The sequence below is a fragment of the Acinetobacter sp. V102_4 genome (genome assembly GCF_031799005.1).
GTDB classification, from domain to species: domain Bacteria; phylum Pseudomonadota; class Gammaproteobacteria; order Pseudomonadales; family Moraxellaceae; genus Acinetobacter; species Acinetobacter calcoaceticus.
The window spans coordinates 71,178-94,605 of the sequence record NZ_JAVQNR010000051.1 but is presented as its reverse complement, the minus strand read 5'-3'; the positions used below and the strand labels follow the sequence as shown (position 1 = coordinate 94,605).

At 38.5% G+C, this 23,428-nt stretch carries 20 protein-coding genes; 7 read left to right on the top strand and 13 right to left on the bottom strand.

Features of this window, described 5'->3' with window-relative positions:
- Positions 1–20: 20 nt before the first annotated feature.
- Positions 21–575: a TetR/AcrR family transcriptional regulator gene (locus RMB13_RS16285; protein ID WP_311085797.1), complete on the bottom strand. Its 555-nt coding sequence runs from the start codon at positions 573–575 to the stop codon at positions 21–23.
- Positions 576–1,375: 800 nt separating this feature from the next.
- Between RMB13_RS16285 and RMB13_RS16280 the strand changes: the two genes are divergently transcribed.
- The 4 genes from RMB13_RS16280 to RMB13_RS16265 all read left to right on the top strand — a co-directional run bounded on the left by RMB13_RS16280 (position 1,376) and on the right by RMB13_RS16265 (position 4,309).
- Positions 1,376–2,269, top strand: a complete 894-nt coding sequence (locus RMB13_RS16280) for a LysR family transcriptional regulator (protein WP_045432059.1) — start codon at positions 1,376–1,378, stop codon at positions 2,267–2,269.
- Positions 2,270–2,372: 103 nt separating this feature from the next.
- Positions 2,373–2,777: a DoxX family protein gene (locus tag RMB13_RS16275; RefSeq protein ID WP_281834009.1), complete on the top strand. Its 405-nt coding sequence runs from the start codon at positions 2,373–2,375 to the stop codon at positions 2,775–2,777.
- 75 nt (positions 2,778–2,852) lie between these two features.
- Positions 2,853–3,452, top strand: coding sequence for a dienelactone hydrolase family protein (locus RMB13_RS16270; RefSeq protein ID WP_311085796.1), 600 nt, complete (start codon positions 2,853–2,855; stop codon positions 3,450–3,452).
- A 92-nt stretch (positions 3,453–3,544) separates the two neighbouring features.
- Positions 3,545–4,309 carry an isochorismatase family protein gene (locus RMB13_RS16265; RefSeq protein ID WP_311085795.1) on the top strand — a complete coding sequence of 255 codons (765 nt, stop codon included), beginning with the start codon at positions 3,545–3,547 and terminating at the stop codon, positions 4,307–4,309.
- Positions 4,310–4,377: 68 nt separating this feature from the next.
- Here the strand turns inward: RMB13_RS16265 and RMB13_RS16260 are convergent, their stop codons facing one another.
- From RMB13_RS16260 to RMB13_RS16245, 4 genes are all read right to left on the bottom strand, one after another.
- Positions 4,378–6,150: an amidohydrolase gene (locus RMB13_RS16260; protein WP_311085794.1), complete on the bottom strand. Its 1,773-nt coding sequence runs from the start codon at positions 6,148–6,150 to the stop codon at positions 4,378–4,380.
- 89 nt (positions 6,151–6,239) lie between these two features.
- Positions 6,240–6,389 carry a hypothetical protein gene (locus RMB13_RS16255; protein WP_311085793.1) on the bottom strand — a complete coding sequence of 50 codons (150 nt, stop codon included), beginning with the start codon at positions 6,387–6,389 and terminating at the stop codon, positions 6,240–6,242.
- A 288-nt stretch (positions 6,390–6,677) separates the two neighbouring features.
- Positions 6,678–7,778 (bottom strand): ABC transporter substrate-binding protein, encoded by a 1,101-nt coding sequence (locus RMB13_RS16250; protein WP_311085792.1) that lies wholly within the window; start codon positions 7,776–7,778, stop codon positions 6,678–6,680.
- Between the two features lie 72 nt (positions 7,779–7,850).
- Positions 7,851–8,804 (bottom strand): TauD/TfdA family dioxygenase, encoded by a 954-nt coding sequence (locus RMB13_RS16245; protein ID WP_004701542.1) that lies wholly within the window; start codon positions 8,802–8,804, stop codon positions 7,851–7,853.
- Between the two features lie 221 nt (positions 8,805–9,025).
- Between RMB13_RS16245 and RMB13_RS16240 the strand changes: the two genes are divergently transcribed.
- The 3 genes from RMB13_RS16240 (at position 9,026) to RMB13_RS16230 (ending at position 14,334) form a co-directional block, all read left to right on the top strand.
- Positions 9,026–9,847 carry a Crp/Fnr family transcriptional regulator gene (locus RMB13_RS16240; RefSeq protein ID WP_311085790.1) on the top strand — a complete coding sequence of 274 codons (822 nt, stop codon included), beginning with the start codon at positions 9,026–9,028 and terminating at the stop codon, positions 9,845–9,847.
- A 117-nt stretch (positions 9,848–9,964) separates the two neighbouring features.
- Complete coding sequence (locus tag RMB13_RS16235; protein ID WP_311085789.1) at positions 9,965–11,629, top strand: arylsulfatase; 1,665 nt, start codon at positions 9,965–9,967, stop codon at positions 11,627–11,629.
- 215 nt (positions 11,630–11,844) lie between these two features.
- Positions 11,845–14,334: a TonB-dependent receptor gene (locus RMB13_RS16230; RefSeq protein ID WP_311085788.1), complete on the top strand. Its 2,490-nt coding sequence runs from the start codon at positions 11,845–11,847 to the stop codon at positions 14,332–14,334.
- Between the two features lie 66 nt (positions 14,335–14,400).
- Here RMB13_RS16230 and mgrA read toward each other — a convergent pair whose 3' ends face one another.
- The 8 genes from mgrA to RMB13_RS16190 form a co-directional block, all read right to left on the bottom strand.
- A complete protein-coding gene (gene mgrA, locus RMB13_RS16225) occupies positions 14,401–15,399 on the bottom strand; it encodes an L-glyceraldehyde 3-phosphate reductase (RefSeq protein ID WP_311085787.1) in 999 nt (332 codons plus the stop codon).
- A gap of 11 nt (positions 15,400–15,410) precedes the next feature.
- A complete protein-coding gene (locus RMB13_RS16220; RefSeq protein ID WP_311086021.1) occupies positions 15,411–16,772 on the bottom strand; it encodes an LLM class flavin-dependent oxidoreductase in 1,362 nt (453 codons plus the stop codon).
- A 62-nt stretch (positions 16,773–16,834) separates the two neighbouring features.
- On the bottom strand, positions 16,835–19,030 hold the full coding sequence (locus RMB13_RS16215; protein WP_311086020.1) for a TonB-dependent receptor: 2,196 nt from the start codon (positions 19,028–19,030) through the stop codon (positions 16,835–16,837).
- 128 nt (positions 19,031–19,158) lie between these two features.
- Positions 19,159–20,226, bottom strand: a complete 1,068-nt coding sequence (locus tag RMB13_RS16210) for an ABC transporter substrate-binding protein (RefSeq protein ID WP_311085785.1) — start codon at positions 20,224–20,226, stop codon at positions 19,159–19,161.
- Positions 20,227–20,276: 50 nt separating this feature from the next.
- On the bottom strand, positions 20,277–21,185 hold the full coding sequence (locus RMB13_RS16205; RefSeq protein ID WP_311085784.1) for a TauD/TfdA family dioxygenase: 909 nt from the start codon (positions 21,183–21,185) through the stop codon (positions 20,277–20,279).
- 119 nt (positions 21,186–21,304) lie between these two features.
- Positions 21,305–22,102, bottom strand: coding sequence for a Crp/Fnr family transcriptional regulator (locus tag RMB13_RS16200; protein ID WP_311085783.1), 798 nt, complete (start codon positions 22,100–22,102; stop codon positions 21,305–21,307).
- Positions 22,103–22,258: 156 nt separating this feature from the next.
- Positions 22,259–22,666, bottom strand: a complete 408-nt coding sequence (locus RMB13_RS16195) for a biopolymer transporter ExbD (protein WP_311085782.1) — start codon at positions 22,664–22,666, stop codon at positions 22,259–22,261.
- A complete protein-coding gene (locus tag RMB13_RS16190; protein ID WP_311085781.1) occupies positions 22,666–23,400 on the bottom strand; it encodes a MotA/TolQ/ExbB proton channel family protein in 735 nt (244 codons plus the stop codon). The genes RMB13_RS16195 and RMB13_RS16190 overlap by 1 nt, the downstream gene beginning before the upstream one ends.
- Between the last annotated feature and the right edge of the window lie 28 nt (positions 23,401–23,428).

Here is a 23,428-nt window from a genome sequence, read left to right as displayed (position 1 = left end):
TTTAGATTATTCTTTTTCATTCAAATGTTTGGTTTAAAAAACTGCTCTAACATCACATCCCTTTCTTCTAAACTGTTCGAAATTAGAAACTGCATCATCAAGCCATCGATTAGGTTTAACACCATGTTGGCATCGGGTTTTATTGTACAAGTTTCTAGAATAAAAATCAGATCAAAAATCTCATGAAGTAGCCATTTTCGATATTCAATCGCCATGCGGTAACCTTGCGAATAAACGAGTTTAATTTCAAATATGGCTTTGAGTAATAAGTGGTACAGGCTATTAGAACAGACATGTAAACGCACAATTTCTTTGAGTTTATCGCTTGAAGTGTAGTAACGGTTTGAGTAGATAATAGACAACACTTCTTCTTTAAGGAGTCTCTTTTGAAAGGCGATACACATTTCAATCAGGCGCTCTTTTGAGGCAAAGTAATTATAAAAAGTGGTTTTGGTTATTCCAGATTCTTTCACAATCAGGTCTATTCCCGCTGTGTGAAAACCATAGGTGGTAAATAAGCGTATCGCCGTGCGAATAACCTGTAATTTTTTGGAAGAGATTTCTAAATTTGACATAGTTTTACCGTTATAAATTCTTGTTGTTTCTAAAAGAGATACTTTTCTGGGAGAAAAAAGGCATAGCAAAGCCATAAAGACTGTGCTGGGCACATCTCAAGGTTTATTGTTGATATAAGTTTTTAGACGAAACGAATGAAAGCTTGAAAAGCCGAACGGCGATCAAACCTTTGTAAAAAGTTTAAGTTGTGTCGTTATAGTGAATTTTGGCAATGGTTGCCAATAAATAATGAATGTGCAAAGCCAACTCCTTTATATATGGAGTTCTGCCAGAGCATTATAAATTATGGTGGCAGAACGAAAGAGGGTTAGCAGACTGGTACGACAACCAGCACACCCGAGGGTGTCCCTCTCCCGTCCTACCGCTACGGGAGGGAACGAGGAGCTTACGCACAAAACTATTCCTCAGAAGAAATAATCCTGATGCGGTCGTATACGGTCTGCTAAAACCGTCTGGCAATGTAGGCCAGCCCGCAAATGTTAATCTTCAAAAATTAAGGTGTCAATGTGAAATTGGCTAGAAATTATTTAATTAATTATTGTTTTTCATTTAATTATACAATTAAGGAAAATCTTAAGTAAAGATTGATTAAAGCTTCAGAATAAGAGTAATTAAACTTAACTACTGCATTTAATTTTAGAACCGATAACCAAACTTTAAACCATCCCCATCTTTAAATATATTATTTATCTTTTGATCCCATATAGTTATTTCACCAATTGAATTACTTAGGAATTCAACTTACGATTACTAATTAAGTAAAAAATAAACTTATATGAATAGACTGGAATGTAATCGAATGTTTATTTCGATCATTGAACTAGGAAGTTTTGTTAAAGCTGCCGAAAATTTAAATACAAGCGTAGCACAAGCATCCAAGCTCATTTCAAAGTTAGAGAACGAATTGGGAGTACAGCTTCTAAAAAGATCAACTCGCTCATTGAAGCCCACAGAACTGGGATTAGCGTATTACCACCGAATTAAGCAACTCATGTCAGAGTTTGATGAAATTGAAATTAGTATTAAAAATCAATCTCGAGCCCCAGTCGGAAAACTAAAAATAAGTGCTCCTAATTCTTTTGGAACAGTACAACTAAGTAAAACACTGGTTAACTTTGCACAAAATTATAGTCAAATTGAATTAGATGTGAGTTTTACCGACCGCACGGTGAATGTCATTGAAGAAGGATTTGATATCGCCATTCGAATAGGCGAGCTTAAAGATAACAATTTAATTGCGACTCCTTTATCTCAAATTAGATTTTTATTAGTCGCATCTCCCCTTTATCTAGAAAAATTTGGCTATCCTCAAAGTCTTCAAGACCTAGAATCTCATTCCTGCATAATTGATACAAATTTTAAAGATCCATATGAATGGACTTTTTTTGAGAAATCACCTTCGAATGTATTACATACCATTAATGTGAATGGTCGGATTCATTTTGCGAATACAGAAGCCTGTTTAGCGGCAACCATAGCAGGACTTGGCATCGCCAGATTACCTATGTTTATTTTAAAAGATGCACTTATCGACAAAAAGATTATTCCTATTTTAGAAAACTATGAATTACCGCGAAGAGGTCTCTATGCGGTTTACCCTCCTGCAAAACATCTAGCCAACAAGGTGAGAACCCTGATTGATTACTTAAAAGAGCAATATGCGTACCCTGCCGAATGGGAAATTTACGAGTAATTATTTCCAAAATAGAAATAAATATTCAATTTCAGCCTACTTAATCACTTAAAAAATCAACAGTAGTATGTATTCATCAAGTTAATTCTCATCGAGATAGAAAATGAATACATCTAACACAGCTCCTTATGCGGCATTACTACTCCGTATAACCTTAGCGCTTTATTTCTTTGCCCATGCTGGTCTCAAACTATTTGTATTTACACCAGCAGGTACAGCACAATTTTTTCAATCTGTTGGAGTTCCGGGATGGATGGCATATGTAACTATTCTCTGGGAGATTTTAGGAGCAATATTATTATTGATTGGTTTTAAACCTCGAATTGTTGCGATTGCACTAATTCCAGTCTTATTGGGTGCAATATTTACTGTACATGGTGCTGCCGGTTTCTTTTTTACAAACCCTAATGGTGGTTGGGAATTCCCATTTATGTGGATTATTTCTTTAGTTACTCTGGCACTCATTGGTGATGGATCGTTTTCTTTAAGTAAATCTTTTAAAAACTAAGCTCGTTAATAGATGAGATGCCATCGTATGAATGGCATCTAAACACCAAATATTCAGCTCATTCAGGGTATTAAAATGAAAGATCTATTTATAATTTTATTACACGGCGTAGGTAGTAATGGTGAAGACTTAGAAGCAGTTGGAGAATTTTTTAAAGCCAATCATTCTAATTTAAATTTTGTCGCACCCAATGCTCCTTTTAGCTTTATGAACAGTAAAGAGGCCTATCAGTGGTTTAGTATCGCTGGGGTTGATGAGGAGAATCGATTTAGTCGGATTAAAGAAGCCAGACCTCATTTTGACCAAAAAATCCAAGAAATCATTACTCAAAACCAATTGGAAAACCACCTAGATAAAGTCGTTTTTTTAGGATTTTCTCAAGGTGCAATAATGGCTTTAGATGCGGTCGTTTCAGGGCGTTGGCCTATTGCTGGGCTGATTAGCATCGCTGGAAGATTAGCAAGTCCAATCAATAATGAAATTAATAAAAATACGAAAGTTTTATTAATTCATGGTGAGTCAGACGCCGTCATTCCTCCAACCGAAAGCCAAAGTGCATATCAACAAATGCATGCAGCCAACTTAAATGTTGAGTTGAATATTTTACCCGCTACGGGACATACCATTTCGCATTCAGCCCTTCAGATAAGTCTTTATTTTTTAAACACTATTTAATCCATCTGGCCTAAAAATCCAAATCTGAACTTAGATCTTCCTAAATCTAAGTTCCGTACTTTCTCGTCTCAAATTATTCTTCGGAGTTAAAAATGACTACATCAATCCGTGCAGAAGATATTATCAGCCCTATTACTGATACTATAAAAGCGAATACAAACTCACCAAAAGAAGCAAAAAATCTAGGTTTGTTTGCTTATGATAAACCAACCCCAGAGAATACCGTTTTATTACTTATTGATCATCAAGTTGGTTTAATGGCTAGCGTTCGTGATACTTCAAGCCTAGCTGAATTAAAAAGTAATGTTCTTGGTTTAGCACGTACGGCTAAAGCTCTTAATATTCCAACATTAATTACCTCATCAAATGCGCAATGGCAAAATGGCGACACTCTCCCAGAAATTAAGTCATTGTTCCCAAATAATTCAATTTATCGACGTACGGGGATCATTAATGCATATGAAGATCCGACTTTTCGTAAAGCACTTATTAATTTACTAGAAGCAACAGGTCGAACCCATATTATTATTGCAGGCGTAACCATTGGTACTTGCTGTACTTTCCCAACACTATCGCTATTAAATGATGGATATAAAGTATACCCAGTCATTGATGCATGTGGAACATGGAATCAATATGAGGTTCAGGCCGCTACATTACGCATGGCAAATGCTGGTGCAGAACCAGTAACGACCTTTAGTCTAGCTTGTGAATTACAAGCTGACTGGAAAAAGCCTTCCGCAGACCAAATGCTTGAGCCTTTCAAAGAAAACTTATCGGAGTATGGATTTGTACTACAAAACTTCTGGGATAATGTAGGCACCCCAGCGGTTGAAGATCCTTTCAAAATCAAATAATTGATTTTTCTTAAGCTTTGTATCTTTGATTTTTCGTTAAAATTATAGATACAAAGCTTTCTAGTTTATTACCGCTGATAAACTTTCTTTCCATTAAAAATGGTCCATACCACCTTTGTTTCAGCCAACTGTTCAGGCGAAACTTTAAAAATATCTCGATCCACTAAAATCATATCGGCTTTTTTGCCCGGTTCGAGCGTGCCGATGCTTTTATCTAAATAAAGTGCCTTAGCCGAATTAATCGTATAAGCCTTAAATACTGTATCTCGATCAATCGCTTCCGCTGGATTTAAAACATCTCCTTCAATTCCTTTTCTTGTAATTGCAGTAGCCATAGCAACAAAAGGATTGGCGGTTGAAACTGGTGCATCGCTTGCGCCTGCAATTGTCGCGCCGTTAACCAACAACGAATGTGCAGGATACATCCCCTTATAAGAAGCTGCATCAATATAAGGTTTTACCAGTTCTTTGTTAAAACTGTCTTCGTAGGCCCATGCTAGTTGCATAGAAGCAATCACATTATTTTGTTTAAAGCGCTTATAGTCTTTAGGGTCTACGAGCTGGAGATGAGTAATACTATGTGGGACATTGCTCTGACGTTTTGAACGAGCATATTCAATTGCATTTAAAGATTCCTGTACAGCTCTATCCCCAACAGCATGGATATGAACCAGCATATTTCGCTTGTCAGCTTCATCAACAACTAACTTAAAGGTATTTGGATCAAATAATAAAGTCCCTTGCTTGTTACTATTAGAATATCGGCCAAGTAGTGCAGCCGATTGGGCGGGAAACTCTAACACTCCATCCGCAAATACCTTTACACCAATTAAATTAAAGTTATCTATGTTTTTATATTTGCTATTGATTGACTCAATGATGTTAAAAACTTGAGGCGTACTTTTTGAGTTAATTACATGTAACCCAGAAACTCGCGCCGTTAACTCTCCTTTCTGAGATAATTCTTTATACATTGGAATCATCCCTAATGTTTCCTCTGTATTTTTAATATTGGTAATTCCCTTATTGGGACTGGCATTCGCAGCAATATCCATCCATGCCGTGAGACCCAAACTGTTATAGTATTTGACCGCTTCTTTAGAGCCTTTATAAAGCAGATCATGTGATACAGATGGAATTTTATCACTCACCATATCCCAGCCTGAATCGACCACAAATCCAGTTGGCTCAAATTTTTCATTATGTGCAATATTTTGCTGATCCTCTGGGGTTAATTGCTGAACGAAGTTTGCATCTATACCTGCTTTTTTTAAAAGTGCTTGATTTGCCCATGCCGTATGGTGGTCACTACCCACCAAGGCAATTGGGCGATCTTTCCATTCATTATTGTTAAATACATTGGAGAGTTGGTCAGCTAATTCCCAATATTCTGATGACAAACCATTTAAAAATAGAACATCTCCAGCAACACCTGTACCATCCAAACTTGACTGTCTAAGTTTTGCTTCCACCTTAGAAATATCTATGGTTGTATCGTCACTATCCATGGTTGCTAATACAGTCTCTACACCAGAAGCTAAAGCATGAATATGACTATCGATTAAACCTGGCATTAAAACCTTGTTATCAAGATCAAAAACTTGTGTATTGCTATCTGCAATTTTTTTAATTTCTTCGTTACTACCCACTTTTATAATTGTTCCATCATGGGCAACGGCGATGGCTTGCTGAAAAGAGTCTCTATCTTTAGCGGTATAAATTTTTCCATTAATATAAATACTTTCAGCACCATTGTTATCAGCACTATCATTATCTGTACATCCCAAGTTTATAAAGAGCAAACCTAGGCTGAGTGCTAAAAATCCTTTTTTAAATCTCATATTTAACTCCAAAAAATAATTTAAATTCTAATAATCGTTTTCCAATCTTCTTGTTGATATGTTTACATCCAGTCTTTGAGCACTTAGGTCTATCCATCGACTACGGTTTGCTTACCATTCATACCTTTAGATAGTTCAATGCGATGCTTTGCACTACTAGCTAGAATCTCTATTTCACTGTTTGGTAGCCCCTTTAGCCCTGAGCCTCTAATTGCAATTTTTGTTTTTAAGATTTCCATAAGTTAATCTCCATTAGGTAATGGATAAACTAATTTTTAAGTTTATTTAAGGATATAAAAAGAAGAGAGAAAATACCGCTTTATGAGATTTTTGTCCGTTAATCGGACAAAAAATATTCTAAAAATAATAATTATTAATGTAGTTTCCAATCACATTAATGATTATGACTGACTGTATTTTGTATTAGCGGTTTTCAATATCTAAGGAATATGGATACGTTATTATTAAAATATGATAAAAAAGACCTCGATTAAGGTCTTTTTGCATAGCCGCTTCATTTAATAATTTTATTTTGAAGAATTCCAATAATTGACGTAATTCAACTGTTGAATCCCTCGTTCGACAAACTCAGCATTTTGCCATTGTTTTACATCAACATCGCGTTTTATCAGCTTGGCCTTTAATGCAGTCTGTACACCTTCCTGTAGATGCCCTAGATAATATTCATCCAAAAGTGGTGAAAAAACTGTTTTTAAGGCTTTGTCTTGTAAACTCAATGCATAGAGTTCCGTTGGTAATCCTGCATTTTTAGTGACAAGTTGAATGGCATTGCCCCGGTTTTCAGACTGTGAGACCCAATGTGCTGATTGTAAAACCGTATTGACCAATGTTTGGACAATTTCAGGATGTTGCTTAATAAATTCACTACGACCCACCAGACCTGATTGAATTGTTCCAGCTCCATCCTGTCTCTGCCCAGTACTCAGAGGAACCTCTACAATTTTCTGCTGTTTGAGCGCTAGAATTGGCATCAAACCCCAGCTAGCATCAACTTGCTTAGCTGCAAGTGCTGCATTGGCCGCAGCAGGATCCAAATTAATAATGCGAAAATCTTTTTCAGTAAAGCCATATCGCTCGATATATTGATCAAACGACAATTGCATAGCAGTTCCTTGAAAAATCGCAATTCTTTTACCTTTTAACTGTTCTAAGCTGGTATATCCTTTATTTGGCAAAACACCCAAATAGGCATCTAACTGTCGTCCAGTCGCCACCAATAACGTGGTATCGATTTGGTTTGATTTACCAATAATTGCAGCTAAGTCACCCAAAAAAGCAAAGTCTAGTTGCTTATTGGCTAAGGCTTCATTAATTACAGGCCCTGCACCTTTAAAAAATTGCCATTCAATCTGAATATTGTTCTTTGCAAATGCTTTTTCGAGTAGCTGATTTAAATAAATATAATCGACCAGTGGTGTGCCGCTACTATGTCTTTCACTACTGCTTAAATCAGGTACTGCAATTCTAATTTTTACAATGTTTTCCGTCTGATTTATTGTTTTTGAAGGTGCTGATGAAGATGGTTTGAAAATAAACAGTAGCAAAGCGACAAAAATAAGTGCAGGAATAATCCAGATAAATCGATTACGTTTTGATAGTGTGGCCATATCGTTTTTCTCAACAACATATACAACGTCACTGCTTAACGACAGTGACGTTTTGCATGTTTAAAATAGTCTTTAGTTGGCATTTAAAACGGCGTGAAGCTTGGCTTTTTCGAGTTGTTCTGCTGATAAATCTTTGGGTAATGTGGTTTTACCCTTTAAGCCATGTACGCCAGTCGTTACTTCACCTGCAAGCGTAATTCGGCGGACAACGCGATGTTGATCTCCATAATCGTTAACCGCATAGTGCTGCGTAGAGCGATTATCCCAAATCACCACATCTCCTTCCTGCCATTGCCAGCGCACGGTATTTTCTGGTCGCGTTACTTTTTCTTGTAAAATATTAAATAAAAGCTGTGAATCACTTTGACTGAATCCCACAAGTCGTTTGAAAAAATGCCCCAGTAATAGACTTTTCTTGCCAGTTTCTGGATGTACCACAACTACTGGATGCTCTGTCTCGTATTTGGTAGATACAAAAATTTTCTTTAGTCTCTCTAGTTGTTCTGGCTCGACATTTTGTTTTGGTCCACCATAATCATATTCATTTGAATGTACAGCTACCAATTGCTCAGCAAATTGCTGTAAAAGCTCAGGAAGATCCTCATAAGCAGTTTCAGTATTTGCCCAAGTTGTATCACCACCTGTTTCAGGGATGATTAGGCTTCTCAAGATACTAATTTTAGGATAGGCATCCACAAAAGTTACATCAGTATGCCAAGAATTGGCGCGTGCACCTTTTTGTGAGTCAAGTTCAAAAATAAAATCTGTGCCATCCACTGCTGGTACTGTTGGATGTTTAACGGGTGATCCAAATAATTCTGCAAATTTTTCTTGTTCCGTGTCCCCCAAATGTTGCTGGCCACGAAAGAAGAGTACTTTATGCTCTAATAGCGCATCGTGTATAAACTGAACTGTGGATGAATCAAGCTCAGAGCTTAAATGAATGCCTGATATTTCAGCCCCAATTCGACCAGTTAATTTTTTAACCTGTAGTTGTTGTGCTGGTTTCTGAATAAATGTTGTCATCTTAATTTCCTGTCATAATATATGACTTAATTTTTATCAGAAACGGCGGCATATTCTGTTATTTCAGAGACAATCCATCACGTAAAAAAATATTTTGATATTTAAATAATTAATAACACGCACATATGAAAATTAAATATGAAATTATATTTTTTTGAAATTTGAATAAATTTTAACTCTGATAAGCTGTTTAAAATCTTAGTTTATATCTCTGATTTATCATGAAAGCATCATCAATTATCGAGTTCAGGAATCCTATCTCAAAATATCAGAATGATTTTGACGGCGGACAATCTTCTGATCATCAAATTATAACGAATGAATTTATTCATAAAAGTATCCGTATTTTAGAAAATTATCAGGTTATTCAATCTTTATCTAATACAGACAAATCTACGCTTATTCAGCATTTAAAAATAAGAAAGTATTATCATAATCAAACGATATACAATCAAAATGATCCGTGCACTGATATCAATATTTTGCTTGAAGGCGCGCTTAAACTTGGCTGGAGCACATCTCAAGGCAAATATCACACCGATATTTTTGTGCCATCAGGTACATTAATCAATATTGTTCCGATCGTAACGGGTCAACCCCTCCTTCACGATCACATTGCACAAGGTAGAACGGTAATTGCCAACCTTCCCGGTCAATTGTTTATGGATGTCATCAGAAATAACGCAGATGCTTTGTTTATGGTGTTGAAATTAATCTGTGTAAGAACACAGCTAAATCGTGAACAAAATTTCATTTATTCAACTGAAACATTGCAAACTCGTCTCGCTAAAAAACTAGTTTTTCTAGTGGATTATCATTCCTATCAGGACAAAGATAAAATTTTACTGAATCTCAAATTGAGTCAGGAAAATCTGGCAGAGCTTTTGCAGACTTCAAGACAAAGCATTAATAAAGAACTAGCAGCGCTTTCGAACCAAAACATCATTGAGGTTAAATACAATCAAATCTTTATTTTGGACTTTGCAAAGCTAAGCGATATTGCACAGACTCATCAGTTCAACAGTACCACTAAGTTTCTTTGATATATCTGCTTTTGTCATAATGATATGATTTTATTAGGAGATAACTGTCAGAATAGAAACAGAATAAAAATTTGTCATATTTACACTAAGCATTTTAGTCACTTTGTTGGATAAAACATGACAGATGTAAATATCAAAAACCAACCTAATATTTTATTGATTGTGGCAGATGATTTAGGCTTTTCAGATTTAGGTGCTTTTGGCGGAGAAATCAATACACCTCATTTGAATGAATTAGCATTAAACGGCTTAAGACTGACTAATTTTCATACGGCGTCAACCTGCTCCCCCACTCGTGCGATGTTACTTTCAGGTACTGACCATCATTTAGCTGGTTTAGGAACCATGGCAGAGGCCCTTACCCCAGAACTTGAAGGTAAAGAAGGCTACGAAGGTGTATTAAATAACAAAGTTGCCGCATTACCAGAATTATTAAAAGATGCGGGTTACTACACCATTATGTCTGGAAAATGGCATTTGGGTATAAAGCCAGAATATTTTCCAATTGAAAAAGGATTTGAACGTTCTTTTGCACTATTACCAGGTGCAGCTAATCATTATCTATTTGAAGCGGATATTCCAGAAGACCAAATTCCACGCTTACTTAAGTCAACAAAAGGACTCTATGCAGAAGATGATAAGTTTTCGGAAGAACTACCCCAAGGGTTTTATTCATCAGATTATTTTACCACTCGCCTTCTAGACTTTTTACAAGATGATGAAGCACGCCAAGGACGTCCTTTTTTTGCATACTTACCTTTCTCTGCACCGCACTGGCCCTTACAGGCACCTCAGGAAGATATTGATCGATATAAAGGTCGTTATGCGGATGGCCCCGTTAAATTGCGTGAACAGCGCCTTGAGAAACTCAAGCAACTTCAGTTGGTTGATGCGGAAACAACGATTCACCCTGTCCTCGCTAGAACTCCATTCTGGGAAAATCTTACTCAAGAGCAACGTGATAAGTCTTCAAGAATTATGGAAGTATATGCGGCCATGGTAGATCGTATGGATCAAAACGTTGGACGTGTAGTGGAATATCTCAAAGATCGAGGGGAATTAGACAATACCATTATTATTTTTTTATCAGACAATGGTGCAGAAGGCGCTCAACTTGAAGCTCTGCCCGTCTTTGGTGGCCAACTTAATGAAATTATCGAGCAATATTACGACAACAGTATTGATAATATTGGACGAGCAAACTCATATGTTTGGTACGGAGAACATTGGGCACAAGCAGCCACTGCTCCTGCTCGTCTATATAAAGCCCATACTAGCGAAGGTGGAATTAGAACAGTTTCTTTCATTCACTACGCAGGGTTTAAACGCCAAAATCAGATCAGTCACGAGTTCTTGACGGTCATGGATTTACTACCCACCCTACTGGATTATTTAAATATTCAGCATCCTGGTCAGTTGTATAAAGGTCGTCAATTGGTACCACTCCGTGGCCGTTCGATCTTACCTTATTTACAAGTACAACAAGATCATATTCACAGTGAAGATCATGTCACAGGCTGGGAGTTATTTGGTCAAAAGGCTCTGCGCAAAGGAGAATGGAAAGCGCTCTTCATCCCTGCGCCAAATGGCCCGAATCGCTGGCAGCTATATAACCTTAAAGATGATAAAGGCGAAACTCAGGATTTGGCAAAACAATATCCAGAAAAGCTCGATGAATTACTCAAAGAATGGGCAACTTATGTCAAAGAAAATGGTGTCATCGAAAATGTGCAACAACGAAGATTATTACAGAATGATCAGCTAGAACCGTTTGAAGCATAAAAATAACGAAGAGATTAGTCTTTAGATTGAACTAAGCCAGCACCTAATGCTGGCTTTTATATTTGCTGCCTGAACAGTATTTTAAAAGGCCTATGTTTTAAAAAAATTACTATTAGATATAAAGATAAGATCATCAAAATATAAACTTAAGTTTGTACTGATAATGACAGTGTTCAATTACATAAAAATTAAAATCATCACAAAGAAAACACAAAATGGAGTCATTAATGTCAGTTCAAAAGCACACCTTTCACTTCAAGAGAAAAAGATTAGTTTTAAATAAAATCACGCAAAGTCTGTTTATTTCACTTATAGGGTGTGCAGGATATTCATCTATCGTCTATGCCGAGGACACTTCCGCTACTTCAAGTGCAGCGGTAACAGAAGCCAGTACGTCAAATTCACAGTCAAACAATAAAGCAGATGATGTCATTCAGCTTGCTGATGTTATCGTGACGACACGAAGACGTGAAGAAAAAGCGCAAAATGTTCCAACACCAATTAGTATTTTAAGTGCAAAAACACTGGAAACACAAAAACTCAGTAAACTTGAAGATCTACAACAAGCCCTACCCAGCCTTAATGTTGCTTTTTTGAACCCACGTCAATCGAGTGTAGCGGTTCGGGGGTTGGGTAATAACCCAGCCAGTGATGGTTTGGAAGCTAGTGTTGGGGTCTATCTGGACAATGTTTACTTAGGTCGCCCCGGCATGGCTGTATTTGATTTATTAGATATTGCTCAACTCGAATTATTACGCGGGCCACAAGGGACATTATTTGGTAAAAATACCACGGCGGGCTTATTAAACATTAGCTCAAAACAGCCTACCTTCGACCCAGACCATTCTGCTGAAATTTCTTTTGGTTCACGCAATTATTTGCAGGCTAAAGGAACATTTTCAGATGCTCTATCCGAAACTGTAGCAGGCCGACTCTCTTTTTATAAAACAACTCAAGATGGTTTTATTCATAATACCTATAATGGTAAAGATTATAACAATACAGATCGCGAAGGTGTCCGCGGTCAAATTCTCTGGAAGCCGCAAGAGAATTTTAATTTACGTCTAATTGCAGATTACAACAAGCAAGATGATGATCAAGGCGCGATGGTCGTGTACTACGCTGGGCCAACGTTTAACAGTACCGTATATGGCAATAACTACAATCGTTACTTAGAAAATGCCACACAGTCAGGTGCCAAAAATCTTTATACCAACTGGAAAGATAAACAAATTCATTCAGATGCCCCACAACATATGTCTGTTGAGCAAGGTGGTGGATCGGCAGAAGCGAATTGGTCGCTAGATAGCGGAAAAAAAATTACGTCGATCAGTGCATACCGCTTTTGGAGCTTCACCCCTACCAACAGTGATTTTATTAGCTCAAATGCATTGACGAATGCCGGTGTTTCGGTTCGAGATAAACAGTATTCTCAAGAATTACGCCTAACCTCTGCTGGAAACCAAAAAGTGGATTGGGTAACGGGCCTATATTACTTTCAGCAACAGTTAGACAATACGACTTTCTCTTTATATGGAGATACGGCTGACGCATTCTATCTTTATAACGTACCGAGCGTGAGAAACTTAATTGCCAATGGTCAATCAAATATTTTGAATAATCGAGACTCATATTCTTATGGGACAACTGAGACAAAAAGCTCAGCACTATTTGGTCAAAGTACATGGCATGCGACACCGAAGTTAGACATCACCACAGGTGCACGAGTCACCTATGAAGATAAATCTGCCAGTATCTATAGAACCGACCCTATTGGGGGTACTCCAGTTTCGGGTTTAAGTGCGGCAGAGCGTAATTTACTAAATGCCCAGCTTGGCGCATACGACTCGGGTGAACTGAAGCAACATGGTTTAAGTTACTCTGGCTTACTGACTGGCAGCTATCGGGTAAATCCGAGCACACTGGCCTATGCAACGTATTCACACGGCGAGAAATCTGGTGGCTTTAACCTAAGCATTGGTTCTGCACCAGCAGCGGGTGCTAACTCGTTAAAGGTTGATCCTGAAAAAGCAGATAACTATGAAATTGGACTAAAACAAAATTTTCTTAATAATACCTTACAGCTCAATAGCAATATATTCTGGATTGATGTTTCTGACTACCAAACCACAAGCTATGAACAAGTGGGTAACTCTGTCGTGAGTGTATTGGCAAATGCAGGTAAAGTACGCAGCCGAGGGATTGAACTCGATGCAACCTATCAACCTATTCGTCGCCTTACACTTAATTTTAATGGCTCTCTTAACGATACCACCTATACAGAATATAAAAACGCGCCTGCTCCATCCAATATCAGCATTCCAACAGGTGTAAATACACAAGATCTGTCTGGAGAGCGTGTATATGGCGTACCGAAGTGGATTGCAAACTTCAATTTCCGTTATGACTTAGCTGAACACAATAACTGGCAGCCCTATGTTTCAGGAAGTTATGCTTGGCGAGATTGGTCATATGGCTCTTTAGATAATAACCCGTACAGTGTCATCAAAGCCTATGGATTAACAAATGCAAGTCTGGGTGCACGACATCGTATTGGTGAAAATGAACTGGATGTTGCGCTATGGGTGAAAAACCTCACCAATCAAACCTATGTGACCAATACATGGAACTCTTCTAATGGTATTGTTCTCGCTAGTTTAGGTCAGCCTCGTACCATAGGTGCAACTGTGAAACTTAGCTTTTAATAAATAAAATGCACAGAAATTGCAGCATTGGCTCCTTCAAAACCATGCTGCAAATTTTGTATAGAGTTATGGCGTATTTAGAATAGCGTCAATCTGAGTCAACTCATCTGCACTAAACGTCGTATTTTGCAATGCTTTTAAGTTTTCGATGATCTGCTCGGGACGACTAGCACCAATGATTGTCGATGTAATCCGTTCATCACGTAAAACCCATGATAATGACAATTGAGCCAGTGTTTGGTCTCGACGCTTTGCTATTTCATTTAACTGCTGTATTTGCTGTAGCTTCAATGAAACGAGATGCTCTGACTGTAAATAACGACTACCACGCCCAATACGTGAGTCTTCAGGCACACCATTCAGATATCGTCCAGCCAATAGGCCTTGGGCCAGTGGTGAGAACGTAATTACACCAAAACCCTCTTGTTTAGCGGTCTCTGTTAAACCTTGCTCAATCTGACGTTCAAAAAAATTGTAAATCGGTTGATGCAAAGTAAGTGGAACGTGATAAGCCTGAAGCAATTCTATCAACTGTAAAGTTAACTCTGGTGTATATCCAGAAGAAATCCCCACATAGAGTGCTTTACCTTGCTGCACAATATCGGCAAGTGTCTTGGCTGTTTCTTCAAGCGGTGTTTCTGGGTCATAACGATGTGAGTAAAAAATATCGACATAATCAAGCCCCAGTCGCTGTAAGCTTTGATCAAGACTAGCCATTAGGTATTTTCGGCTGCTACCACCTTGTCCATAAGGTCCAGGCCACATGTCCCAGCCTGCCTTTGTCGAAATAATGAGTTCGTCTCGATATGGCTTGAAGTCAGTTTTTAAAAAGTGCCCAATATTTTTCTCTGCACTTCCAAAAGGTGTTCCATAATTATTGGCCAGATCAAAATGATTAATTCCCTGATCAAACGCCGTGTAAAGTACCGATTTTTGTTGCTGAATTGGAGTGTCATCGCCAAAGTTATGCCAGCAACCAAGTGACAATGGTGGTAATACCAAACCACTATTTTTAATTTTTCGATATTGAAATGATTGATATCGTTCTGAATTTGCGAGATACATACTTTGTCCTTTTATTCGGCAGCAGCCAAGAGGCTGAGGTTTTGTCTTAATGTTTGACCTTCGTATTCTTTGCGGAATAAATTGCGCTGTTGAAGGATGGGAATAACCAGATCGACAAAGTCTCTAATTCCATTGGATATGACAGCAGGCATAATGTTAAATCCATCTGCTGCACCACTAACGAACCACTCTTCAAGCTGATCGGCGATATATTCTGGCGTTCCAACCAAACAAAAATGCCCCCGTCCTGATGCAATACGTTGATAGAGCTGTTTAATGGTTAGACCTTGCTCTTGCCCCAGTGCCTGAATCAATTGCTGGCGACTTTGCTGCCCCGTTTGCGTCTCGGATAAATCTAACGAAGCTAAAGGCTGATTTACATCAACACCGCTTAAATCAAAATTACCCAACATTCTGCCTAAAAGCCCAAGGCCAATGTCATCATCAACGAGTTCATCTAAAAGCTGTTGCTGCTTCTTAGCATCTTCATTCGTATGAGCAACAAGCACATATACACCGGGCATTACTACTAACTCATGCTCTTGGCGATCAAAGTCTTCAAGACGTTGCTTTACATCACTATAAAACTGCTGTGCAGCTGCCAAGTTGGATTGGGCAGTAAAAATGACATCTGCGGTACGAGCTGCGAGATTTTTACCTCGTTCGGAACTACCTGCCTGAACCACCACAGGGTGAGACTGTGGGCTTGGGCTAATATTGAGTGGACCTTTTACCTGAAAAATATCACCGCAATGATTGAGCGTATGTACCTTTTCTGGATTAAAGAAAATACCTTTGGCTTTATCATGAATAGCTGCATCCTCATCCCAACTACGCCAAAGTCCTTTTACCACATCATGAAATTCTTCAGCACGTGCATAGCGATCTTGATGTTTGACATGTTCCTTTGTACTGAAATTTTTCGCTTCAAGCGCAAAATCGGTGGTGACGAGGTTCCAACCTGCACGTCCAGCAGAAATCTGGTCTAAAGAGGCAAACTTTCTTGCGAGATGATAGGGCTCATTGTAAGTTGTCGTGGCTGTTCCAATGAGTCCAATATGATGTGTTTGAGTCGCAATTGCTGAAAGTAATGTGAGGGGTTCAATCTCGTTACCACGAATTTTTCCTGAGGTCGCAGTTGCTGGATCAACAGCCAAACTATCGGCAAAAAAAATGGCATCAAATTTCCCTTCTTCAGCTATTTTTGCTGCGCTTAAGTAGCGTTCATAGGGACTTAGGTTTAATTGACTCGCTGGATGCCTCCAACTGGCCAAATGATGGCCATAACCATCTAAAAATAAATTAAGGTGAAGCTTTCTTGTAGACGAATGTTGAACCTGAGATGACCTTACAGGTTTTAAAGGATTACTCATTTTAATCAGTCCAATTGATGGGTGTACACCTCGTAAAAAACGAGGCATACTAGACATACTTTTTAGAAATTTTTACGAAATGAAATACCAAAGTAGCGTTCATCATCTCTAGGGACTTGACGATTAATACGGCTACCATTTGTGCTCAGCAGAGTTGCGTATGATTTATCCGTTATATTCCGTACATTCAATGCCAATCGCCAGTCAGAGGCAGTATCAGCTAAAGCAATGCTCGCGTTCAAAAGCCCATATGCACCCTGAATGGTGTTTGGGTTCTGGTCGAGACTGAACTGTACTTTGCTCTGCCATGCATATTGGGTTGAAAGTTCAATTTGCTTGTTATTTGCCAGAGTAAAATAGCGATCGAGCTGGGTATTAAATTTCCAATCCGGAGAAAATGGCAACGGTTTACCATTTACATTTGGGCACGATGTATCGGCAGCTGGACATTTGAAGTCATCAATTCGTGCATGTGTATAGGCACCTGAAAAGTTTAATGCCCAATTTGGATTAATCTTATATACCGAATCAATTTCAGCCCCATAGGTAGAGACACTTCCTGCATTAACCAAGCGGGTTATTGGGAAACCATTTGGATCGAGGGTTCTAAAATTTGCCTGATAGTTATCATAATCCGTGTTAAATAACGCCACATTGACGCGCAGACGATTATTTAACCATTGAGATTTGAGCCCAAGTTCGTAGGAGTTAGCCGTTTCAGGATCAATGACAGGTGTATCATTTTGCTGCATATTAAAATAAACGTTATATGCAGGACCTTTATAACCTCTCGAATAGGTAAAATAGCCCAATATATTCGGTGTAAAGTCATATTGAGGTCCAATGCGGCCTGAAACTCCAGTTTCACTGGTCGATCCATCACTGCTAAATGAAGAACGAATCGCATTTCGGACACCTACACTGCTTGGAACAGTTGAAACTCGGCTGTGATCATAAGACAACTCATCTCGAGTAACACGTAAACCAGCAATCCATCTCAACCGATTTGTGAAATGAAAGGTACCTTCGCCAAATGCAGCATAGTTGGTGCTGTCTGTGTTATAGATTGCCTTACCAAAATCTACGACATAAGCATTAGAGGTATTGTTGTACCAAGTTGACTCACGTTGATAAGTCTCATCGTTTTTGTTTTTAGAAAAATATAGACCCGCGACATAATCAAAAAAACCATGATCGAGCGGTTTAATTCTAATTTCTTGAGAAAATTGCTTACTGTTAACATGGCCTAAATCGGCAATTCCGGCAAAATTTGGTGTCGGTGCTGCAAGCTGATCACTGTCACCAATTTGCGTGTTTTTCCATTGGCGAAAGGCCGTAATGGATGATAGTTGATGATTGGTTAATGTCCAGTCTGCGGTGAGCGCTACCCCCTGATTGGTATCCTCAGTCGAAGCTTGAGTATTTTCAACTGTACTTCGATTGGTTGGAGATGCTACAACAGGTGATAATGCCGCTGCATAATTGGCATCAGTATTTTTAACCACAATGCCTGTCGGGGCACTTCCTTTTTTATGCAGATAATCGGCAGTAAAGCCCAACACTAGACTATCGGTAGGCGTATATTCAAATTTGGTTCTAAAACCATAATTTTTATAGCCGTTGACATCTTCATTTGTTGTAAGGTTTTCTACATTGCCATCAAAATTACCTAATAGAGCCGAAACATTGGCAGTTAATTTTTCAGGAATTAATGTACCAGATGCTCCTAGTTTAATTCGTTGTTCACTATCGTTAGTGGCATAGGCATCAATATAACCAGAGGTTTCACTGGTTGGATTTTTGGTCACAATATTGACTACACCTGCCGATGCATTTTTACCAAAAAGTGTTCCTTGGGGACCACGTAGGACTTCAATACGATCCACATCTAACAAATCAAGTGTTGCTTGCCCAGGTCGGCTGTAAACAACGCCATCTATCACTGTTGAGACCGAAGGTTCGACACCCGGTGAAGTGGTAACAGTTCCAATACCGCGAACAAATAATGACGTATCTTTATTTGAGGCTCCAGCCCGAAAGTTAACACTTGGTACTTGTGTTACCAATGTTTCAAGTGAGTTGCGCTGTTGCTTATCGAGTTCCTTTCCACTAATGACCGAAACGGCAACAGGTACTTTTTGAAGTGATTCTTCACGGCGTGTTGCTGTCACAACAACGGTCTCTAACTGCGCCACATCCTCTGAAGAACGTGCAGAGTTTGAGACTGTTTCTGCGTGAGCTTGTCCCCAAACAGACAAGATACTTAGTGAAAGTAGACTTAAATTTAAAATTTTTTGTTTGGTTGCTGACGTGAACGGATCACGCGTTACACTTTTCGAATGTATCGACATTATTTACCCCATAATTAAGTTTTAAAAGACGGTGCTTATTTCACTGATTTCAAATATTCGTACTGCTGAGTTGGTTTCCAGTAAGTCTTTAAATTTGATTGTTCAAGTGCTTGATTTACAAATGACGGGTTAATCCAGCTTTTGACGTCAATATTTTTGCGTATCAGCCCTTGTTGCGTAGCCAAAGTAATTTTTTGCTGCAATTGTTGGGTGTAATAGCCATCAAATAACGGTGAATATAAAAACTTCAAATTTACCCCATTGAGTTCTTGAGCATATATAGATGCTGGATAGCCCGATTGGGTAAAAAATAGCGCAACTTGTGGTACTCGGTTTTTCTCATTTGAGAGCCAATTCAGACCTTTTACAACCTGAGTCACCACCTGTTGTGTTTCATTTGAATATTGTCGAATAAACGATTGACGACCTAAGAACACCCCTTGGGTAGATCCTGCACCATTTAACTGACGACTACTTATAGGCAAGTTAACGATGTGTTTGTCACGTAACGCAAAAAATCGAGAAGGTCCCCATGACGCATCAATTTTTTTTGCGGCCAAAGCTGCGTTGACGGCGTTAAAGTCTAAATTGACCACTCGCACATCGCTGAGCTTTAAACCTTGGCTGTTCAATGCACTCACAAATGACAATTCATCTGCTGTGCCACGTAACAAACCAACCCGTTTTCCTTTTAATTCAGCAAAATTTTTGATCAAGAGATCAGATCTTACCGCCAGATAATTGGTAATCCCACGTGCCGTTGGAACAAGTAATTGGGTATCTAATCCATTGGCTTTACCAATGATCGGAGGTAAATCACCTAAAAAGGCGAAATCCAGTTGATTGTTGGCCAATGCTTCATTAATGGCTGGCCCAGCACCTTTAAAGAAATGCCATTCCACTTTGACATTTTTTTTTGCAAGTTCTTGCTCGAGCCATTTTTTGTTGTAAAGCACATCAACAACTCCTCCACCCGCGTGTTTCTGACCGGCGGTCAAATCGGGAGAACCAATTCGGATTGTTTTAAGGCTTTCAGCATAACTGGCATGTCCATAAGCCAATAAGCTCAGCAAGATCAATTTTTTAAAAATTGATTGTTTCATTATATCTTCCACATTTTTATTAATAAATCGGCGTCGTATTATTTAGACACTTATGAAGTAGATGGCTTAATTTGCTTACTCGCTTTACCGTCGATATCAACAGGAACATCGCCTGCTAACGTAACGCGTCGCATAATACGCAAAGCATTACCATAATCATTGACGGCTAAATGCTGCGTGGCACGGTTGTCCCAAATAGCGACATCTCCGTCCTTCCACGTCCAGCGAATCGTGTTTTCTGGTTTGGTAATACGATCTTGAAAAATTTCAAACAGCTTGTTGGACTCTTTAGCAGTCAGACCCACAAATCGTTTAAAAAATTGGCCTAAAATTAAAGTTCGTTTACCTGTTTCAGGGTGTACTCTGACCAATGGGTGTTCCGCCTCATAGACAGTTGAAGCAAAGATTTTTTGATGGCGTTTTACGACTTCATCACTTGCAGAAGGCCGAAAACCACCATAATCAAAATCATTGGTGTGAATTGCACGGAGCTGATTGGCAAGGAGCTTTAGCGGCTCTGGCAATTCATCATAGGCTGCTTCTGTGTTTGCCCATGTAGTATCGCCTCCTCGGTTGGGGGTAGTTACCGCTCTTAAAATGCTGATTTTTGGATAATTTGAAACAAAGGTGACATCGGTATGCCAAACGTCTGCACGACCGTCATGACGGGAATCAAGCTCAAATATATAAGTCGAACCCTCTGCCACTGGAACAGTAGGATGAGAAATAGGTTGCCCAAGCAATTCTGCAAACTTTTCCTGTTCGTGATCGGTTAAATGTTCCTGATTACGGAAAAAAATAACTTTATGTTCAAGCAATGATTGCCTGATTTGATTCAAAACCTCAGCATTAAGTCTTGAAGATAATTCAATACCATTAATTTGTGCACCGATACGACCTGTTAAAGGGATCACATCGATTAACTCATTCACTGGTTTTTTTATTAATAAATCTGCCATATCATCGTTCTCATCATTGATGATATGAGTTTAGAAATTACCCCTTTTAAATTCTGCAACAAAAATTACATAGCATTTCTTCATTTATGAAAAATTATTCATAATTCGTCATAATCTATTTACCGCAGTAAGGCTTTTAATTTGTCGATGTCTTTGACAGAGATATGATTGTATTTTGTTTCTATAATGCCTTCTTCAACAAACCACTGAATTTCCTTTCTTATACTTTGTCTCGATATTTTTAAAAGTTCAGCCAAATTTTCTTGCGAGAGCTTTAATAAAACTTCGATGCCTTTTTGAGTTTGAGTAGAAAAAAATTCGATTAAATAAATGAGCTGTCGGGCAATTTGTACTTTTAAAGGTTGCGTAGAAGTGTGATAGATATCATTGTCTAAAAGACGTGTTCTTTGGCATACCAGTTTTAAAACCTGATATAGCATGCGCGAATTGTGCTGTATGGTGTGCTTAAAGATATGTTCAGGAATGGTTGCTATCACAGTTGCTTCATGTGCAATATATTCATGCTCTAGGGCAGATTCAGAAATAAGATAGACAATATTTAATAGTGCACCTGTCGGAATAAAACGATGAATAAGATATTTTCCATCGTATGAATTCCAACCTAACTTGAGTACACCACTTAAAACAATGATCAGTTCACGACAGTTTTGATTTCTCGAATATAGCACTTGCCCTTGATAAAGATGCTTTATCTTAATTTCATTAAATAACTTCTGCTTTTCTTCAAACGAACATGCATCCATAAACTCACATTCTGACAGCATTTGTTCTGCCAGTTTTTTATATTCAAAGGTAATGTTGAAATCTTGATAACGATTAACATGAGTTTGATCTAATAAATCTAAAAAATGCTCATAGTTATTTCTTTTTGTCTCGTTATAAACAAGTGTTGTCATTCGCCATCTCACCATCAAATTGAAGCTCTAAAATAGACCATACAACTTCATCGTGAAATTCAAGTTTAATATAAATTTAGATTAAACAATTATATGAAAATCAAGATCTCAAATTTGGATCTTGATTTTCTTTCTTCCTATTTCTTTTAATAGAACTTAAGACTTAGGCGATGTAATGACTGATAGTTTATCAACGCCTACTCGTTCTATGCTGGCCAGTAACTTGGCAACCGTACCATAAGGAACCATCTCATCTGCATTCAGGTTCAGAGCCAGTTTAGGATTGGCCGCCTTACGCGTTTGAATGGCTTGTTCAAAGTGTTCAAGAGTGACTTTATCTTTATCCAGATAAATTTCCCCTTTTGGATTAACGCTGATGACCACCGCCTTAGTTTGCTCTGTCACCTGCGTCGGCGCAGCTTTTGGTAAGTTTACCTTAACAGTGTTTGTCAATAAGGGCGCCGTGACGATAAATACAATCAACAGAACCAACATCACATCCACTAAAGGGGTAATGTTGATCTCGCTGACCACATCATCTTGTTCCGATGTTGAAATTGCCATTATGCATATACCTTTTCTTTATTGTGGGTATGGCTTAACTCGCTGGCTGGAGTGCTCGTATTTGTTGTTTTTGCCTTAACACTCTTAAGCTGGAAACCTGATTTCTGGTTTAGACTCACAAAGTCGGTTGCAAAGTCATCCAGTTCTGCACCAATAGTTTTTACTTTACGCACAAAATAGTTATATGCCAGTACCGCTGGAACAGCCACTGCAATCCCGATGCCTGTTGCAACTAGCGCTTCACCAATCGGCCCTGCAACGACATCCATACTGGCATTACCCGAATGTGCAATCGCCTGTAAAGCATGGATAATCCCAAAGACGGTACCAAATAGCCCAATGAAAGGTGCATTATTACCAATTGATGCGAGCAAGGCCGAGCCTTTTTCTAGCTGGCGACGTTCTGATAAAATTTGTTTGCGTAAATGGCGCTCGAGTAAATCTTGACGACTCCAGCTATGTTGTAAATCTTGATGAGTATCGTCATCTGCATCGGCAAGTGTTTTAAAACCGGTATGTGCAATGCGTGCCACAGGTCCTTGTCCTGCTTCCGATTTTTGAATGGCATCTTGAAGATTTTTGGCACTCCAGAATTCTTCTGCAAAGGCTTTGTTCTGGCGGTCGGCTTTTTGGGTTTGAACCAGTTTAATTACAATCAAACCCCACGTCACAATTGAAAAAGCAACCAATAACCAGATAGTCCCATCGTGGATCAGGGAGTTGATATCACTCATGTTAAAATTCCTTATAGATCAATATTAA